This is a genomic window from uncultured Pseudoteredinibacter sp., assembly GCF_947502065.1.
In the GTDB taxonomy this organism is placed as follows: Bacteria; Pseudomonadota; Gammaproteobacteria; order Pseudomonadales; family Cellvibrionaceae; genus Pseudoteredinibacter.
This window is the reverse complement of sequence record NZ_CANMYE010000001.1, coordinates 960307-978591: the sequence shown is the minus strand read 5'-3', so window position 1 is coordinate 978591 and position 18285 is coordinate 960307. Positions and strand designations below refer to the sequence as shown.

General features: G+C 46.5%; 11 protein-coding genes. 7 read left to right on the top strand and 4 right to left on the bottom strand.

What is annotated here, in order from left to right; all coding sequences use genetic code 11:
- Window positions 1-114: 114 nt before the first annotated feature.
- Window positions 115-1344 carry a DUF819 family protein gene (locus Q1A41_RS04120; protein WP_299975073.1) on the bottom strand — a complete coding sequence of 410 codons (1230 nt, stop codon included), beginning with the start codon at window positions 1342-1344 and terminating at the stop codon, window positions 115-117.
- Between the two features lie 261 nt (window positions 1345-1605).
- Window positions 1606-3948: a methyl-accepting chemotaxis protein gene (locus tag Q1A41_RS04115; protein WP_299975070.1), complete on the bottom strand. Its 2343-nt coding sequence runs from the start codon at window positions 3946-3948 to the stop codon at window positions 1606-1608.
- A 543-nt stretch (window positions 3949-4491) separates the two neighbouring features.
- Between Q1A41_RS04115 and Q1A41_RS04110 the strand changes: the two genes are divergently transcribed.
- The 5 genes from Q1A41_RS04110 to Q1A41_RS20365 all read left to right on the top strand — a co-directional run bounded on the left by Q1A41_RS04110 (window position 4492) and on the right by Q1A41_RS20365 (window position 9962).
- Window positions 4492-6420 carry a VacB/RNase II family 3'-5' exoribonuclease gene (locus tag Q1A41_RS04110; RefSeq protein WP_299975067.1) on the top strand — a complete coding sequence of 643 codons (1929 nt, stop codon included), beginning with the start codon at window positions 4492-4494 and terminating at the stop codon, window positions 6418-6420.
- A 19-nt stretch (window positions 6421-6439) separates the two neighbouring features.
- Window positions 6440-7318: an acyl-CoA thioesterase II gene (locus tag Q1A41_RS04105; protein WP_299975064.1), complete on the top strand. Its 879-nt coding sequence runs from the start codon at window positions 6440-6442 to the stop codon at window positions 7316-7318.
- A gap of 127 nt (window positions 7319-7445) precedes the next feature.
- The gene (gene cbiB, locus Q1A41_RS04100; protein WP_299975062.1) at window positions 7446-8369 is read left to right on the top strand and encodes an adenosylcobinamide-phosphate synthase CbiB; all 924 of its coding nucleotides are present in this window, start codon (window positions 7446-7448) and stop codon (window positions 8367-8369) included.
- 38 nt (window positions 8370-8407) lie between these two features.
- Window positions 8408-9463, top strand: a complete 1056-nt coding sequence (locus tag Q1A41_RS04095; RefSeq protein WP_299975059.1) for a threonine-phosphate decarboxylase — start codon at window positions 8408-8410, stop codon at window positions 9461-9463.
- A gap of 16 nt (window positions 9464-9479) precedes the next feature.
- Complete coding sequence (locus tag Q1A41_RS20365) at window positions 9480-9962, top strand: phosphoglycerate mutase family protein (protein WP_363322335.1); 483 nt, start codon at window positions 9480-9482, stop codon at window positions 9960-9962.
- Window positions 9963-10175: 213 nt separating this feature from the next.
- On the opposite strand, the gene cysB is transcribed toward Q1A41_RS20365, so the two are convergent.
- Complete coding sequence (gene cysB / locus Q1A41_RS04090; RefSeq protein WP_299975057.1) at window positions 10176-11150, bottom strand: HTH-type transcriptional regulator CysB; 975 nt, start codon at window positions 11148-11150, stop codon at window positions 10176-10178.
- A 210-nt stretch (window positions 11151-11360) separates the two neighbouring features.
- On the opposite strand from cysB, the gene Q1A41_RS04085 reads away from it, so the two are divergent.
- Window positions 11361-12143 (top strand): sulfite exporter TauE/SafE family protein, encoded by a 783-nt coding sequence (locus tag Q1A41_RS04085; protein ID WP_299975053.1) that lies wholly within the window; start codon window positions 11361-11363, stop codon window positions 12141-12143.
- Window positions 12144-12185: 42 nt separating this feature from the next.
- On the opposite strand, the gene Q1A41_RS04080 is transcribed toward Q1A41_RS04085, so the two are convergent.
- Window positions 12186-13088, bottom strand: coding sequence for a 5'-nucleotidase (locus Q1A41_RS04080; protein ID WP_299975050.1), 903 nt, complete (start codon window positions 13086-13088; stop codon window positions 12186-12188).
- Window positions 13089-13359: 271 nt separating this feature from the next.
- On the opposite strand from Q1A41_RS04080, the gene Q1A41_RS04075 reads away from it, so the two are divergent.
- On the top strand, window positions 13360-18279 hold the full coding sequence (locus Q1A41_RS04075; protein ID WP_299975047.1) for an Ig-like domain-containing protein: 4920 nt from the start codon (window positions 13360-13362) through the stop codon (window positions 18277-18279).
- Window positions 18280-18285: the final 6 nt, after the last annotated feature.

Sequence of the window (18285 nt, the reverse complement as noted above, 5' to 3'; positions counted from 1 at the left end):
TCAGTTTTTAACTGATCATAAAAAGCCCAGTCTTCAACTGGGCTTTTTTGTGGACATAGAAATTTCAGGCAAGCTTAGCTGCAACAGCTGATCAACAAAGATTTCCTTTTGAGCTTATTTGGCCAGCAGGCTTACCACTAAAATGCCAAGGGGTGTGCCGATAATATAACCCGCCACACCGACTAAGATTCCTGGCGTCACCAAGGCCGGCCAGCCCCTGGCCATCGCTAGCGCTGGAGCGGTAGTTGCTCCCAGTATAGCGGCATTAGAAGCAATAATGAGTTCAGGCAATGACAGCTGTGCGGAATCCGATTTTTTCGATAAGGTTCGCAATAACCAGTTAATTAAGTAGGCCCCAGCAAACACCACTAAGCCATGTATCAATAAAAGCACAATCACAAACAGCAATAAAATAGGCGCCGTGCCAATAAGGGCGAAGACATCTGCGCCCGCACATATAGCAGCGAAAAACACAAAGGCCAAAATCAAACCGACCTCTTCACCCCCACGTAGGGATTGCATCGTTTTGGGCGCGAATGTCGCAGGTAATACCGAAAACAGGGTAATAAATATATAGCGCAGCGGCTTGAAATTACTGCCTTCGAAGCTGTGTTGTAAAAACGCAATTAGGCCATCCGATAGGGCCACAACCGAGATACTAAAAACGATTGCTGCACAAAGAGAAAAAGCGCTGATAGTATTATCAGGTAGCGCAGTTTGCTCCGCTTTACCATCGCCACCCCCTGCTTCATCAGCGGCATCTACTGCACTATGATCACGCTGAGCGAAGCGTTCCAGCAGCCATTTTGATGCTGGCATCAAGGCAATGACCGCTAAAAATACCGCACTCATTAAACTATCAACGGCGGTAGCGGCCGAGATCACACTGGCATCATCAAAGCCGGTAGCTTGAATCAGCGCAGCGTAGTTTACTGAGCCCCCTACATAGGTTGCGGTAAATATTCCTGCTAACTCGGCTGCTTTTGCTCCAAGGTCTATAAAACTAACAGCAATAATAGCACCCAAGGCACTCCCCAAAGCCGCCAGTAAAAACGCCACCCCCACACGGCCAGACTCTGCAATAATTTTTCTAACATCGGCGCGTAATAAAAATAAAGGGATTAGGACAGGCACAAAATAGCTAAAAACTAAATTATAGAAGTCCGCCGACTTCGGTATCAGACCAACATTTGATGCCAGTATCGCGAGCAGTAAAACCCATACTGCCCCCGTTAGCACCCTACCCCACGCTTGCTTCTCGGCCCAAAAGCCAAACAAAGCAATGGCAAATAAAGCGGCTGCAACCGCAAAGTGTGCATCGGGGGGAATTAAACTAAAGGTCATAATTAATCCATTATTGTTTTTATGGAAGCGTTAGCGCGGATGGCTCACTGGTAAACCGGCAGTATATAAGAGCGCGATAGGGAATGCGCCATCGCTATTGATGATAATTTATCTAAGCATATAAAACATTACGTTCAGTGCACCGTAAAGTCTGCTTTTAGTCCGGTGATGCTCTAGGAATAGAAGTTTTTAACCGCTGCAAAAAAGAAAGCCCGAAACAAGTTCGGGCTTAGCATAGACAAGAGATTAAGCTAAACCTTGTTAGCCAACCTTGTAGGCGGACACCATGGTTTTAAGGTTTCCAGCCAAACCACTGAGCTGTGAGCTGATGCTATCCAATTCATGGCTGCGCTCAGTGCTGCGATCCGATAAATGACTAAGGTCCTGAGTGCTACCGGTGATCTCTTTGATCACCTCACTTTGCTCTTCAGCGGCAGTAGCGACCTGTTCATTCATCAAGGAGATCTTACGAACAATATCCATGGTTTCGGCTAAGGCTTCCTTAGACGACTCCGCTTCGGCCACATTCGATTTAACCTTCTCAAGGCCTGTGCGCATAGCTCCAACCGCTACACCAGAGTCTGACTGCAAGCCTTCGATCATAGATGAAATCTCGCCGGTGGCATCTTGAGTACGACGCGCTAGGTTACGAACCTCATCGGCAACCACCGCAAAGCCGCGCCCCTGCTCGCCCGCCCTAGCCGCTTCAATAGCCGCGTTTAATGCCAACAAGTTAGTTTGCTCAGCAATCTCTTGGATCACATCCAGAACAGAGCCTATATCGCTGGTGCGTTCAGCCAATGTTTCCATCGCCTCATTCGCACTGCCAATCTCACCCGCTACCGCTTGGGTAGAGGCCACTGATCGCTCCACCATATCAGCCAAGCGGCCAGATATGGTATTGGCCTCTCGAGTTTGTACAGCAGTTTCACTAGCATTTCGGGCCACCTCATGGGCCGCTTGCTCTAGCTGAGTGGCCGACTGCGCTACTTTCATGCACTCACGGTTTTGTGCGTCGATCTCTTGCAGATTAGTATTCATTAATTCAGACATTCCATCAGCGCTTTGCGCCAACTGCCCCGAAGAAGAGCTGATCTGTAAAAAGTTATCTCTAAGTCTGCGAATCAACGCATTCACACTGCTGGCCGCTTGGGAGACCTCTTCATCGCCAACCTCGGAAATAGACAATGTAAGATCGTTATTTGCCGAGATTTCAGCGACCGTCTCGCTAAGCCTGGAAATGGGGCGCGATAAACCATGGGCAAACCATAAACCCACGGCTATAGCCACAATTAACACTGCAACGAAGGTGATCCCGCCATATAAGGCGATCAATTCACCAAGGGACTCAACTGCCTGGAATGCTTCATCTTGATAGATTTCAGCGACAATCCCCCACTTCAAGCCATTAATATTTAATGGTGTATAGGCCCCAATCACCTTCTCGCCCATATAGTTTTCATAATGGGATACGCCAGTACGGCCAGCAGCAATGGCTTTACCCGCTGGGGTATTTACTGGGACCGCGGCAATCGTAGTGCCCTTGGCCAATACCGTATCGGTCGCGGATTGGCCAAAACTGCTGTTATAGCCCCACTGTTTAAAGGCAGTTGGGCTTTCCACAAAAACTCGGCTATCCGAGCGCATATGCTGATCATCACCAACAAGGTAAAGCTCGGCAGTTACGCCATAACCTTGAGACTTCCAGTCTTGGTTTAAGGTCATCAACTGATTGATACGATCTAGAGCCATCTGGTAAACCAAAATACCATGTTGATTACCATCAGCATCCAATATTGGCGTCGCAGCAAAAGCCGCATTGTCATTGTAGCTAGGCAAATAAGGCTTAAAATCCACCACGGCAACTTCTCGGTTATCACCTAAGGCTTTAGCTGCCCTGTAGGCCTGCGCTAAGCCTGAATTACGATAGGGGCCGGAATCCAAATTTGTCGCATAATCCAGCTCTTTATAGACCGAATACACCACATCGCCCGTATCGGGATTAATAATAAAAATATCGTAGAAGCCAAAACGTTTGAGAAAAGCCTGAATAGCTGGATGGTAGAGTTCATGTACCTGATCATAGCTTCCGCCCAGCGAAGAACTCAGCATATTGTCTTTCTCACCGAGCGCTTCTTCGTTGTCGCTAATATAGTAGTATTGAAACCACTTAGCGCGTTCACTGAGCGAGCTAACAATACTGTCTACATCAATGGAGTTGCCCGTATTCTTTTCCTTATAGCGATTAGCAAAGTCATTTTGGTAGTAGCCATCTAACGATTGCTGAGCGTCGCCCAAAAAGCCAGCTGAGGCCTGTGAATCAACAAAGCTCTGCTGTGCAAAGGCATCATTAAATTCTTTCGCCGCCGAGACCAGCATATTACTTTGCGCTTGACTCAATAGTTGATCATTTACCGTTTGGAAATACGACTCCAACTCGGTTTTTTTCGCCTCTCGGCGCGAGACCAACTTGCTTTCCAATTGTTTATTGAGTGCTTCTTGTGCGGATGAATATGAAAACCAACCCAGTACCACTGTTACAGCCAAAAGCGGTATCAATGATAGGGCTAAAGCAAACAAAGAGACCCTAGTTTTAACTTTCATGTGTAAATTCTCGTTATGTCTTTACGTTATCTGGCCATCGCAGCGCGAATGAATGCTGACGCGACAGTTATTACATCGACCAACTCACACTAAAGGTTTAGTAATTATTTTCACTTCTTACAAAATACGCTTATCCGAAAATACAGAAAATCGCCAGCCCCCTGATGGTGCGCGGCCTTGCAGAATCCCTCATAAACCCAATGGATTTGCATAAAATTCACCCACCCAAGATAAACGCGCTCCATTTTTGATCATTTAGTGCGCAAACGCCCCTTTGTGAGGCACTCCGATGCACCACTTTAACGCTCAAGTTATAGCCACCCTGTTGGGGCGATAGTTTATGTATAGAGAATCGATATATAGAACAGATAGATGGTCAGAGAATTTGTCGTCAAGACAGGATCGCCAAGCTCAGGATAGCTGATATAATCACGCCCTTTTGGGCCGATGCAGGGCTCGGAAGCGATACCATATAGATTGCTTTCAATGCTCCGATCTGCAGCCTTGATCTAATGACACTCTCCCTCTCAATAAGGGTTTTACATGCTAAACAAAGATGCGCTCAGCCAGTTGAGCCAACTGAAGAAAGATATCCGATCTACAAAAGACATCGCTAAAGGTACAGTTAGAGGCAGCAATGGCAAATTTGGCTTTGCCAGCCTTGATGATGGTCGCGAAGCATTTATAACCCCTAATGATATGAATCGCCTTTTCCCAGGAGACCGTATTCGTATTAATGTCGTTGAAGGTAAAGGTGGTAAGCCCCAAGCCGAGCTAGAAAAGTTACTAGAAAGCCCCCTGCAAGACTTTGTGGGCCATTATGTGGTGCGTGGTCAGGGCCATTTTGTTCAGCCAGATCTGCCTCAATTTAACCGCTGGTTGTTTATTCCCCCTAATCAACGCAAAGGTCTAAAAGCTGGCGATTTTATCCGTTGTCGTATTAGCCAACACCCTTTTCACAAAGAGGGTAAAGCTCAGGTACGTGTGCTAGAAAACCTAGGTAACGAGAACACTCCTGGCATTGAAGGTCTCTACATGGCCAGCAAACACAATTTGCCGGGTAAATTAGGCAAAGGCGCCCAGGAACAGGCCGATGCGCTGGCCAAAGCCGATATCCCTAGTTATCCCAACGACTGTGACCTGCCCTTTGTTACCATCGATTCATCTAGCACTTTAGATATGGATGATGCTATCGCCGTTGTACGCGATGGAGATAACTATAAGCTAAGTGTTGCGATTGCCGACCCTAGCATTGAAGTCGCCGCAGACTCCTCCCTTGGCCAAGCCGCACTCAATCGCGCCCAGACAGTCTATCTACCCGGCCAAAGCCGACATATGTTCCCGACTGAGCTGTCTCAGAATCGTTATTCCTTAGTTGAAGGCCAGCAACGCCCTGCCTTAATCTGCCATATGGGTATCAGCAAATCAGGGGAAATCACTGCATTTCAATTTGAGCTGGCCAACATTCAATCCCAGAGAAAGCTAAGCTATCAAGAAGTAGCAGATTGGCTTTGCGAAGATGACGATAAGTTGGGCCTAGACGACACGCAAAGTGAAAGCCTAAAAGCCCTACACGAGCTCGCACAGCAGCGCCAGGCTTACCGTCTAGAACATGCCCTAGTAATGGAAGATAAAGCCGATTACGACATCGAGCTGAACGAGCAAGGCAAGATCGCTGAAATTCACAAGCGTAGTAAGACACAAGCTCACCTAATGGTAGAAGAAGCCATGCTGGCCTGTAATATCAGCGCCGCCAACTTCTTTAGCGACAATCAGCTCCCCGCCCTATTTTCACATCATGCCGGGATAAAAGAAGACAAGCTAGAGACCCTACAGGAAGTTCTTAAAGAAGATCACCCCAAGCTTGCCGACCTAAAACTTGATAGCTTAGAAGGCTACCGAGACTTGATGCAGTGCTTAAACCAAGACGACCCTCAGCTGCTGCTAACCTGCAAGCGTCTTTTACAGGCCAGCGAGCTGCATATTTCAACTGCACCGCACTTAGGTCTTGGCTTGGCTGGCTATGCCACCATCAGCTCACCAATTCGCCGCTACCAAGATTATTACAATCACCTAATCATCAAGGCGAAACTCTCTGAGCAAGCTATTCCAGCGACGGTTAACGCAGAAGAACTAGAAAAAATACAGGCGCAACTAATGGCCGGTCGCCAAGCCGTTCGCCAAATGGAGCAGTGGCTAACCGTGCAATACATGGCCGATAAAATTGGCAGTGAGCATCAGGCCACCATTGCCTTGGTTAACGGTCAAGGCGTCGGTTTACGATTTGATGATAGCGGCATTGAAGGCTTTGCTCTTTTACAAAATAAAGAAGCCCCTTGGGAGTTAGACCATCGCCGCCTAAAACTCGTCCGCGGTGACACTGTTTACCAGCTTGGTCAATCCCTTAAAGTTAAGGTAGACAGCATTGATACCGCACTTCGCCGTATCGCTGTAAGTATTGTCGAACAGTAACAATAATAAGGACTACCCAATGAGCGATGCCTTCGCGGAAAAGAAAGCCAAAGATTTTCAAAGCCTACTTGAAGTATTACGGCTAGAAAAACAGGATGACTTACTTTTTCGCGGGCATAATATGCAGGTGCCATGGGGGCGCGTCTATGGCGGGCAAGTACTCGCCCAGGCACTTTATGCCGCCCACCAAACGGTGAGCAAAGAATATAAAGTTCATTCCCAACATGCGTATTTTATTCGTCCTGGGCAAGTCCATATTGATATTGATTTTGAAGTCGAGATCGTGCGCGATGGCCGAGGCTTTTGCACTCGCCGTGTTACCGCCTTACAGAATGGAAAAGCAATATTAATATCCTCCCTGTCTTTTCAAAGACCCGAGGTTGGATTAGAGCAGCAATGTGATTTCCAAGCCGACGCTCCAGTTGAAAGCTTGCAGACAGAACATGAGCGTCAAATTGAATACTGTGAAGCGAAAGGCCTGGATCCAGATAAGCGCACCTTAGAAATCGAATATCGCAGCACCAATCCGTTTGATCATTTAAACCCTGCCCCCATGCCGCCTCGCGTGGGAGTTTGGATGCGCGCCAGCGGGAAAGTTGATGACCCTATTCTGAACCAAGCGCTGCTCTCGTATATGTCGGACAGCTACCTGTTGGATACCTCTCTACTGCCCCACGGCATCTCCTATTACAACCCTAAACTACAAAGCGCCAGCTTGGATCATGCGCTGTGGTTTTACGATCAAATTGATGCTAGCGAGTGGCACTACTATGAACTTGATAGCCCCAAAACCGCTGGTGCCCGTGGCTTAAACTTTGGAAAAATCTATCGCCAAGACGGCTGCCTTGTAGCAGCAGCAGCGCAAGAATGTTTGATGCGCATGGTGGATGGCCAGTAGCTGAACGAATCATTGATTTCTTTAATTAACGTAAATTGTAGAGAATCTATTCGATTCAAGCTGCTTCCTATTGCAGCCTCGCTGGGCTGCAACTATATCTCCCAAGGTCTACAAGGCAGCTGTTTCTGTGGGCTTTAGTGAACTGTGCCTTTGCGTTATCATCGGCCTATTTCTTGATGCCCTACTTGGTGAAAGCCGACGTTTTCACCCCTTAGTAGGCTTTGGAAACATAGCCTCAAAGCTCGAAAACCTTCTCAATCGCGGCGATCATCTCATCGTTAAAGGCGCACTTGCTTGGATACTGGCTGTCCTACCTTGTAGTATCGTAGTCTATACTCTCTTTTACCTAAGTCATTGGCCGGTATCCTTACAAATTATTGCAGGCTCTTTAATTGTCTACCTAGGTATCGCAAGAAGGGCTCTATTAGAGCATAGCGAGGCGGTGGCTACAGCCCTGAAGAAAGATCTAAACTCCGGCCGCATTGCCGTCAGCATGATTGTAAGCCGAGAAACTTCACAAATGGATGCTCGCAGCATAAGTAACGCCGCCATTGAATCCACTTTAGAAAACTGTAACGACAGCGTAATAGCACCTATTTTTTGGTTTCTCCTGCTTGGTCCAACCGCAATAGTCTTCTATCGATTGAGCAATACCCTGGATGCTATGTGGGGCTATAAAAACGTGCGTTATCTGAGATTTGGAAGAATCTCAGCGAGAATTGATGACTTACTTAATTACTTTCCTGCTAGAATTTGCGCCCTGTTATTTTGTTGCAGTAAAAATTCCAAGCAAAGCTTTCTAGCCTGGCAACAACAAGCCAAACACTGTGCCAGCCCCAACGGTGGGCCGGTTATGTGTACAGGAGCCGCCGCACTAGAATTACAACTCGGCGGCCCAGCCATTTACCACGGTAAAAAGGTACATAAGGCGGAAATGGGCTACGGCCAAGCAGCAACAGCTAACGATATTATTCGAACAAATCGCTTTGTTAATCGACGTATAATATTCCTCTCGATATTAGTAGCCTGCCTTGCTCTGCTTATACGATAATTAGGCACATAATATTAGCTACGTAAAATATCGAAACAATGAAGCTCACAACAAGCATCACCCATGGTGGTCGTCTCACTGAGATCGCAGCAGCATCAGACATCGACATAACACATTGGCTAGATCTATCGACCGGCATCAGCCCTTGGAGTTGGCCTGTACCCCATATACCTGAAGCCGTATGGCGTGAACTCCCCAACGATAATGATCAACTTGAAAAGATAGCCCAAAGTTTTTATCAAAAAAACGATGCAGCACTAGCGATAGCGGGAACACAGTGGTTAATTCAACACCTTCCTGTATGCTTGCCAAAAACTGAAACCGTCGCACTGCCCGAAAGAGGCTACCAAGAACATCATAAAGCATGGCTGCTAAGCGGAAATAAGCTACTACTATATAAAAACCAGCAAGACCTCATGGCAAAGTTAGAACAAACGCCCGAAGTGAATACCGTGGTATTAATCAACCCAAATAACCCGAGCGCCGAAGCTTACTCACATGGAATTTGTGAAGATATAGCAAAGCTATGCGCTACGAGAGGCGGCTATTTAATCGTTGATGAAGCTTTTAAAGATACTGCGGCAGCTGACGTCCCTCCAGTCGATTCAGCGAACAATGTAATTTGCACACGATCGCTCGGAAAGTTCTTCGGTTTAGCAGGAATTCGACTTGGATTTGTTTTTGGGCCTACAAAGATCATTGAACAACTGCGAGGGATCGCTGAGCCTTGGTCGGTAAATGGACCTGCGCGCTATATCGCTAAACAATGCTTACAAGATCACAAATGGCATAGCGAGCAACGACAAAGAATTGATGCAGCCAATCAATCACTCTACCAACTGTTAAAACAGCTAAAATCACAAGTTACTAGCAATACAGTTTCAGCCAACCTGCTAAACGGAGGCTTATTCATCACCTTAAAAGGTGAACAGGATAAAATTGCCTGTTTGCACAATTTTTTATTGAGCCAGGCAATTTATTGCCGAGTTTTCGATCCTATCGCAGGCCACAATCTATTGCGATTCGGCTTGTGCGACACCCATGGACTTGAACGTTTAAGCAGAGCAATAACGACCTACATGGCAAAATCCTAAGCTTGTAAAACCTCCCATGAGAGAAAAACAACTACCAGCGCCAATATTCTTTTTAAGACACGGCCAAACAAACTGGAACTTAGAAAGAAAGTTACAAGGGCTTAATGATGTCAGCCTCAACAAAGCCGGACTACAACAGGCTAAATCAATGGTGCCTCTCGTAGAAAGCCTAGAGATAAATAGTTGTATCTGCAGCCCAATGCTAAGAGCTAGGCAAACTTTAGAGCAACTGCAGTTAAATTGCTCAGTACGTTTTGACCCCGCGTGGCAAGAGATAAGCATAGCCCGACAAAGCTCTCACTCCCTAAGATTGACCACGGCTGCGTTAAACTCACTAAAAGCAAATACCTTGATAATCTCCCATGGAAGTGTATTTGACGCTCTTTGCCATAGTTTGGCTATCCCCAAAAAAACACTTAATAACTGTAGCCTTGTTGAAATATCGACTTGCCGCGCAATTCAGATACATCACTCAGGGTATCCTTTGATGGATTGTTGATGCAGAAGATTTACAGGACCCATTTGCCGAAAAGGCTCAGCCCCTTGACCAAATAAATGGCTTTATTATATCAGTGGGCTCAAACGGCCTTAGTACTCCAAACGAGCGCGGCAGCCTGTACCAACAAGGCTGCGCATTCCAAGAGAGCTGTTTTAATGAGCCACATTTTTTATTGAGCGATTTTGACGAAAGCCTAGGCATCGCGCCAAAGGACTAGTACACCGGCAGCTCAATCGAAGAAAACAGTTCATCCACTTCAGCCTTACTACTGCGGCCAATCACATCGGCCACCAGATCACGCTCTAGGTGAGGTGCGAACTTTTGAATGAATTCATACATAAAGCCGCGAAGGAAGGTGCCACGGCGAATTCCAATTTTAGTAGTGCTCGATTGAAATAAATGACTGGCATCGAGAGCCACCAGATCACTGTCTAGAGTTTCATCATAAGCCATGTGAGCAATGATGCCGATGCCTAGCCCCAGTCTTACATAGGATTTAATAACATCAGCATCAGCAGCAGTGAATACTACTTTAGGGGCCAAACCACGCTCAACAAAAGCCTCATCTAATTTGGATCGTCCTGTAAAGCCAAACACATAAGTCACAATGGGATGGTGAGCAACATCTTCTAAGCTCAGTTTAGAAACCTGACATAGTGGGTGGTCTTTAGGTACGACAATAGAACGGTTCCATTTGTAGCAAGGCATCATTACCAGGTCACTGAATAGCTCCATCGCTTCGGTGGCAATAGCAAAATCTACAGTGCCATCAGCGGCCATTTCAGAGATCTGCATAGGTGTTCCCTGGTGCATATGCAGGGAAACATCTGGATATTCTTTAATAAAGTCGCCGATCACATTCGGCAAGGCATAGCGCGCTTGGGTATGGGTGGTGGCAATAGAAAGGCTACCTTTGCGTTCATCACTAAACTCTTGGGCGACCTGCTTGATACTTTCAACTTTACGTAGGATCTCGCCGGCGGTATTTAAGATGGCCTCACCGGCCGGGGTAATACGGGTTAAATGCTTGCCACTGCGGGAAAAGACCTCGACACCTAATTCGTCTTCTAATAGACGAATCTGCTTACTGATCCCTGGTTGCGATGTATAAAGGCTTTGAGCCGTCGCCGAGACGTTGAGGTCATGGTGGGCAACTTCCCAAATATAACGCAACTGCTGCAGTTTCATAGCTTTCTCCCCTTTGTATTGGCCACGGTAAGACCATGAGCGCAAGTGCACCCAGAAATGAAGCTTTGTACGCCAAGCTCTCATCCAAGTATTTACTTATAAAAATATAAGTAAATATTCTTTTCCAGAATAGAGTCTTATCCGTATATTTGCCAGCACTAATTGCTAATTTAGCTATAAAAATTCACCTGTTTCCTACTTATTGTTTATATGGATGCCTTAACGTATATATTTGCCGGTGCCGGCGTCGGATTCGCCGTCGGAGTGACCGGAGTCGGCGGTGGCTCACTGATGACGCCTCTGCTGATCCTGTTTGGCATTCCTTACAACGTGGCCATTGGTACCGATCTTTTGTTTGCCGCTGTTACCAAGGCTGGAGGGGTTCGTACCCACCACAAACTAGGCAACATACGCTGGTCACTGGTGATGGCATTGGCAGCTGGCAGTATTCCAGCATCGCTGATTACGGCCCTATTGTTACAAACCTTCTTTCAGGGAGCCCATGACTACCAAGGCTTGCTGACACACAGTCTCGGCCTGATGCTGATTATTACTTCGGCTGTTATCCTTTTCAAAAAGCGCTTACAGAAAGCCAGTCAAAACGAAGATGGCCTGATGTCAAAGGTGCACCAGCATGGACGTCTAATCACTGTTGTTAGTGGCGTCATACTAGGCGTGTTGGTTACCCTGTCTTCGGTTGGCGCAGGGGCTTTCTGTGCGGCGCTACTTTTAGTGTTATACCCCAAGCTAAAAGCAACCGAGGTGGTAGGTACTGATATCGCTCACGCTGTCCCACTTACCCTAATTGCTGGCCTTGGACACCTATTCTTCTTAGGCAATGTAGACTTTGTATTGCTGGGCTGCTTGTTGCTAGGATCGTTGCCAGCCATTCACTTTGGTAGCAAGCTTTCAGCTCAGCTGCCCAACAGCATCTTACAACCTGCCCTTGCCTCACTGCTGATGCTACTGGGTGTAAAGTTCGCTTTTTTATAAAGTGCCATGGCTCAAGAACTATAAGTAATACTGGGGAAGCCCTTAGTTCTTACTAGGCTCATTTGCCACCCCATGGGGAACATGCCCTGTAGCCACATGCTGACTAGCGGAGTGACAGTGGCTTTGCTGATCATCAAAAAATACATCAGCCCCATAAGAGCGTAGAAACTCCCCTTTATCCAAACCGCCTAAGAACAGTGATTCATCAAGACGAATCCCCCATTGCCTAAGAGTTCGTATGACTCGCTCATGAGCAGGCGCTGAGCGTGCTGTCACCAAAGCGGTTCTAATAGGACAATCACCATTAGGGAAATCGGCCTGCAAATGCTGCAGGGCCTTAAGGAAGGTTTTAAAGGGGCCTCCACTTAATGGGGTTTTTGCTTTAGACCTCTCGTTTTCAGCAAAGGCCTCAAGCCCCTCTTGTTTATAGATTCGCTCAGATTCATCAGAGAATAAAACAGCATCACCATCAAAGGCAAAGCGTAACTCCCCATCATCCCCCAGGCGGCTTCCGGCCAGCATTAGCGTAGCTGCCGCCACCCCAGCATCGAGCGCCTGACGAACATCCTCAGCATGAGTAGAAAGAAACAAATGGCAGCCGAAGGCGGATACATAGCGATACGGGCTTTCCCCGCCACAAAACGCAGCCCTTGTGATGCCAAGTCCATAGTGCTCAATTGAGTTGAACACTCTAAGCCCAGTATCTGCACTATTTCGAGATAGTAAGATGACCTCAACGCGATTTTTATCTTCATTGAGAGCAAGCAGCTTTTTGACCAGAGGAAAGGCTTCGCCGGGTTCAAGAATATCGTCTTCATGTTTACGTTGATATTCTGCAAATGCCGCAAGGCCTTCGCGCTCAAACACAAGGTGACTGTCGCTTAAGTCAAATAAAGCTCTCGAAGAGATGGCAATAATTAGTTTGTCACCTAAAACAGAAGACATATAACCTCAATAAATTCATAAGTTCCTACCATTCTAACCGTGCCTTAAAAGTTAACAGCTCAATTGTTTCAAGATTAAATAACCAAAACAAGAATGCTGCAACTCATCATTTCGAATTAGCAAATTTACCACTAGCGAACTTTAATTAAACAAAAGCATGATTTTTGGCACCGAAGCTAGAAACAGCTCACATATTCAATAATATCTGTTTGAATATTCTCAGGCACAACGTCTCAAACACTCTATTAATGACAAGCGGAAACTCTACACCATGGCCAATATTTCAAATATTATGGATGATCAAGGCAGTTCTCAAGGAGCGCTAACGCACTTGGGCACAACGGATGACAGCCTATTGACTATAAGCGGCACTGGCAACCCTAATGCCACTATCAATGTTTACCAAAATGGCGTTTTAATTGGCCACAGTCAAACCGACGAGCAAGGACTTTGGGTCTTTCAAAGCCCTGAATTAGAACAAGGCCTACATCAATTTACCGTCAGCGAGACCGACGCAAACGGCCTAGAGTCTTTGCCTAGCCAAGCGTTTCAAGTATCAGTCGATCAAGAGGCTATAACGGCCAGTGAGCTAGCCGTAAATGGCGTGCCAAAAGCCTTTGTAAATGGCGACCAACTAAGCAGCGGAGAGCATCATTTCAGCGGCAAAGCTGAGGCCAACTCAACCGTAGAGGTTTATGATAAAGGCGAACATATTGGCACGACTAACAGTGACGCCAAAGGCAACTGGAGCCTTAGCGTGGATCTCGAAGAAGGTCAGCATGAACTCAGCACTACCGTAAAGGACGATGCTGGTAATACCAGCCAATCATCCGAGCCAGTTAAACTTGAAGTATTGGCGCTAAGTAACCCAGCTAACGGTACGGGCGTCACACTGCCTCCAGGAACCAGCGTTGCAGACGGCGGATATAACAATATCAGCACCCCTTTAGTTAGCGGCACTGCTACAGCAAAAGCCATGGTTTACCTCTCTGTAGGCGACCAACATTACGGCCCGATTGAAGCTGACGATCAAGGTAATTGGCAAGTACAAATCTTAGAACCTCTCGATGAAGGCGAGCATCTATTCCGAGCCAAAGCTGTAAATGATGCAGGTACAGCTTATGATGGTTTTACACTGACCATAGATACCATTGCCCCTGACGCCCCAACCATTGATTATGCGAACGACGATGTCGGTGCCTATCAAGGTCGTGTTGAACATGAAGAATCGACTGATGACGACGCTTTTAGCCTACATGGACAAGGAGCGCCTAACGATATTATTGCGATCTACCATGGCAATAGTTTCTTAGGGACAACGGTTGTAAAGAGTGATGGCAGCTGGGAATACCAACCAACAAGCAGCTTTTTGACGGGCCAACAAACCTTCTTTGCCATTGCATTCGATAAAGCGGGCAACCGAAGTGATTCCAGTAAAGATTTTGAGGTCACGGTTGATCGTCAGGTCGAGCCGCCCAAAGTTCTTTACATTGTAGATGATGAAGGGCCAAGTACCGGTGAAGTTAATGACGGTGGAAATACAGATGATATTGAACCATTAATCGTCGGAAGTGCCGAAAAAGGCGCTTTAGTTCATGTATATATTGATGGAGCCTTTGCAGGATTTACACGAGCAGACGAAAACAGCGGCGAGTGGGAGCTTCAGTCGCCACTGTTTTTAGATGAAGGTCAGCATGAGATCACAGCAAAGCAATACGATCTGGCCGAAAATGAAAGCACAATGTCTGATGCTTTCACCTTTACTGTTTCTCTTAATCAAGCCCCCGACGCTGTTGATGATCATTATACGATTAGCAAAACCACTAAATTTAGTGTCCTTAAAAATGACGGTGACAGCGATGGCGACAAAATCTCCTTAAGTGAAATAGTTAGCCAAGGCCAACATGGTAGTGCACAGATTAAAAATGGCAAAATCATCTACAGGCCTAGCGGTAAAGTCACCGAACCACAACAAGATACCATTGTATATAAGATCGATGATGGCAATGGGGGTACCGACACGGCGACGGTCCACATCACCCTCCTCCCCCCTCATATAAAACCGACGATTGATCTCGATGAGAAAAGCGACTCGGGCCGTTATAACGATGACAATATCACCAAGGATAACACTCCAGAATTAGTGGGCACGGCTACTATTGGAAGCCAGGTGATTATTTATAAAGGCAAGAAAAAAATTGCTGAGACAAGCGCAGATAGTGATGGCAAGTGGAGCTTTACTACCAGCGAATACGACGACGGCAATCACAGTTTCAAAGTCGTCAGTGTGATCGGCAACGAGAAGAAATCATCTTCAACATTAAAGGTAACCATCGATACAGAAGTTGAGCCTCCTATTATCAGCCATCTTGTTGATGACCTAAGCGGCTCAAAAAATGTATCACCCGGCGAAACCCTCAACGACCCGCTGCCGGAAATTCATGGCACATCTGAACCCCATGCTGAAGTTATTATTTATGTTGACGGTAAAGAAGATGGGCGCATAGAAGCGGATGTGAATGGCAATTGGGTCTACCAAGTTAAGAATGAAATGGATGATGGCTCAGTCGATGTTCGCGCAAAACAAATCGACATTGCTGGCAATGTGAGTCCGAAAACCCAAGGGTTTGAAGTCGAAGTTCAGTCAAACCAGGGCCCTGATGCTAAGAACGATAGAACAACAACAACTGACACTGTAAAAGTGAATGTTCTCGCCAACGATAAAGACCCGGATGGCGATAAATTGAAGATTGAAGAAATTACCAAACAAGGAAAGTACGGCAGCGCTAAAATTAGCAAATCAGGTGAAATTGTTTACGAGCTCGATAACCCGGCAAGCAAAGCTCTAACAGATACCGTCACCTACCGCATCAGTGACGGCCGAGGCGGCTTCGATACCGCCAAAGTTATTATTGATATTGTCCCACCACTTGAGAAACCTACGATAGATTTAAAAGCCTCAAGTGATTCCGGCAAGTTTAATGATGACAATTTAACCAATGACACCACACCTACTTTCACCGGTACAGCCACAGCAGGTACAACCATTACTTTGCTTTATGGCAAAATAAAAGTTGGCGAAGGTGTAGCCGACAGCAATGGCAGTTGGACAATTACCAGCACTCATTTAAATGACGGTAACTATAACCTTAAGGTAGTAAGTAGCCGCGGCGATGAGTCAAAAGACTCTGACCCACTAGCGGTAACTATCGATACAGTAGTAGACGCCAATGTAGTGAACATTGGAAGAACCTATAATAACGCTTATGACTTTACCGGACGAACTACTCAAAACGGCGGTAAAGTTGATAATGGTGATTCAGTTTACCATGCAAGAGCCAGCGAAATAGCTTGGCGTTTAACTACCACCGAATTTGTTGACTACAAAATCAAAGATATCGAAGCCAATAATGGCGGTGGCACTAGAATGAACAGCCTAACCGATGGATACTTAGCCAGAGCAGAAGGAAGCGCCAGCAGCGATACTGATATCAAGCCTGATTGGTTCAGAAATATCAGCGGAGATACTTCAGCCTGGGATCATGTCTGGTATACATTCCAAGCGACCCTGCAAGACCTAGCCGGTAACGAGCTAGTTGTGTTGCTCACGCCAACCCTGATCGACCCAATCGCCGCCCTAAAAGATGGTGGCTATATCGTCACCTATGCATCACTAAATGCCAGCAAAGATGGCAGTCTAGACATTTGGGCTCAACGATACGATGTTAACGGCAATACCGTAAACGAAGCCTTTGTGGTCAATAGCTTCCGTTTAGGTGAACAAGCCAACTCAGATGTAACCGGTCTAGAAGATGGTGGGTTTTTAGTAACCTGGCAATCCTATGATCAGGATGGCGACGGATTTGGCATCTTTGCGCAGCGCTATGATGCCAACAGTGAAAAAGTCGGCGGTGAATTCCAAGTTAACCAGTACTACAGCTCGGACCAAAGTCGCCCAGAAATCACGTCGCTTGAAAACGGCGGTTTTGCTGTTAGCTGGATGAGTGATGGCCAAGATGGTAATGCTGCTGGTGTCTATCTACGTGTTTTCTCAGCTGATGGCAATCCACGGGGAAACGAGCTTCAGGTGAATTCTCAAAGCCAAGGCAACCAAGCACTACCTTCGATAACTGAATTAAGTGATGGACTATTTGCCGTCAGTTGGCACGCTAACCAAGATGAAAGCGGCAACAATATTTGGGCTAAAATTTACGATCAAAATGGCAATGTAATCAAAGACGATTTCATTTTGCATGACGATGTAGCGGGCGAACAGTTCCTAAGTAATATTCGCAGCAGTTCAGACGGTGGATTCATTGCTAGCTGGGTAAGTACTACATCTGATGGCGCCAATGAAATTCAAATTCAAAGCTTTAGCGCCAGTGGTGAGGCCCGCTTTGAGCATACCGTCAATATTTCGCCAACAGATAGTAGTGCCACTTTCACAGGGCGCCCTGAAGTGAGCGGTTTAAGTGACGGTGACTTTGTCGTGGTCTGGTCTGAGGTAAACGACGGTGTTGCCAGCATCTATAGCAGCCGATATTCCTCAGCAGGAGAAATAATCAGCACTGAGTCAATTATTGCCCACAATCAACATAGCTCAAATATAGAGCCGCATATTGTTACCCTGGAGGATGGTGGTTACCTAATTACCTGGACAAGTATCGATAATAACTCTGGGACTACGGCGGTATTTGGTCAGCGCTTTAATAGCAACGGTGAATCTTTCTCTGATGTATTTGAGGTGGGTACAGTCGACGGCAGCTTTGACAATAATGATAGCCCCCTTAGCCAGAAAACTTCAGAAAGTAACAATGGTGGCTTGCTAGATCTTGATGAAATTAACCTTGGCTTCGAGGGCCTAATCGATAGCGAACTCACACAAGCGATGGTAACAAACAACGCCCTCACAGCCCCATTGTCGCAATCACCAGCGCATTCATCGCCACTGGAGTGGAGCTCGCTGCTTGACGGTGACGCTTCAGCTGAAGGCTTGTTTAGTCAGCTTGAAGTTGAGATTCCAGAGCTAAATGCAGCTCAATTCAGTGCAACTACTACCGAAGACATTGATAGTAAACCTTCAAATTCGCCCGACTTCCCCAGCTCAATAAATAGCTATGGTTCAGAACAATTAGCGCAAGAGTTGGAGCAATTATTAATCATCCAAGCGGATATCGACATTCACCCCTAACACCCT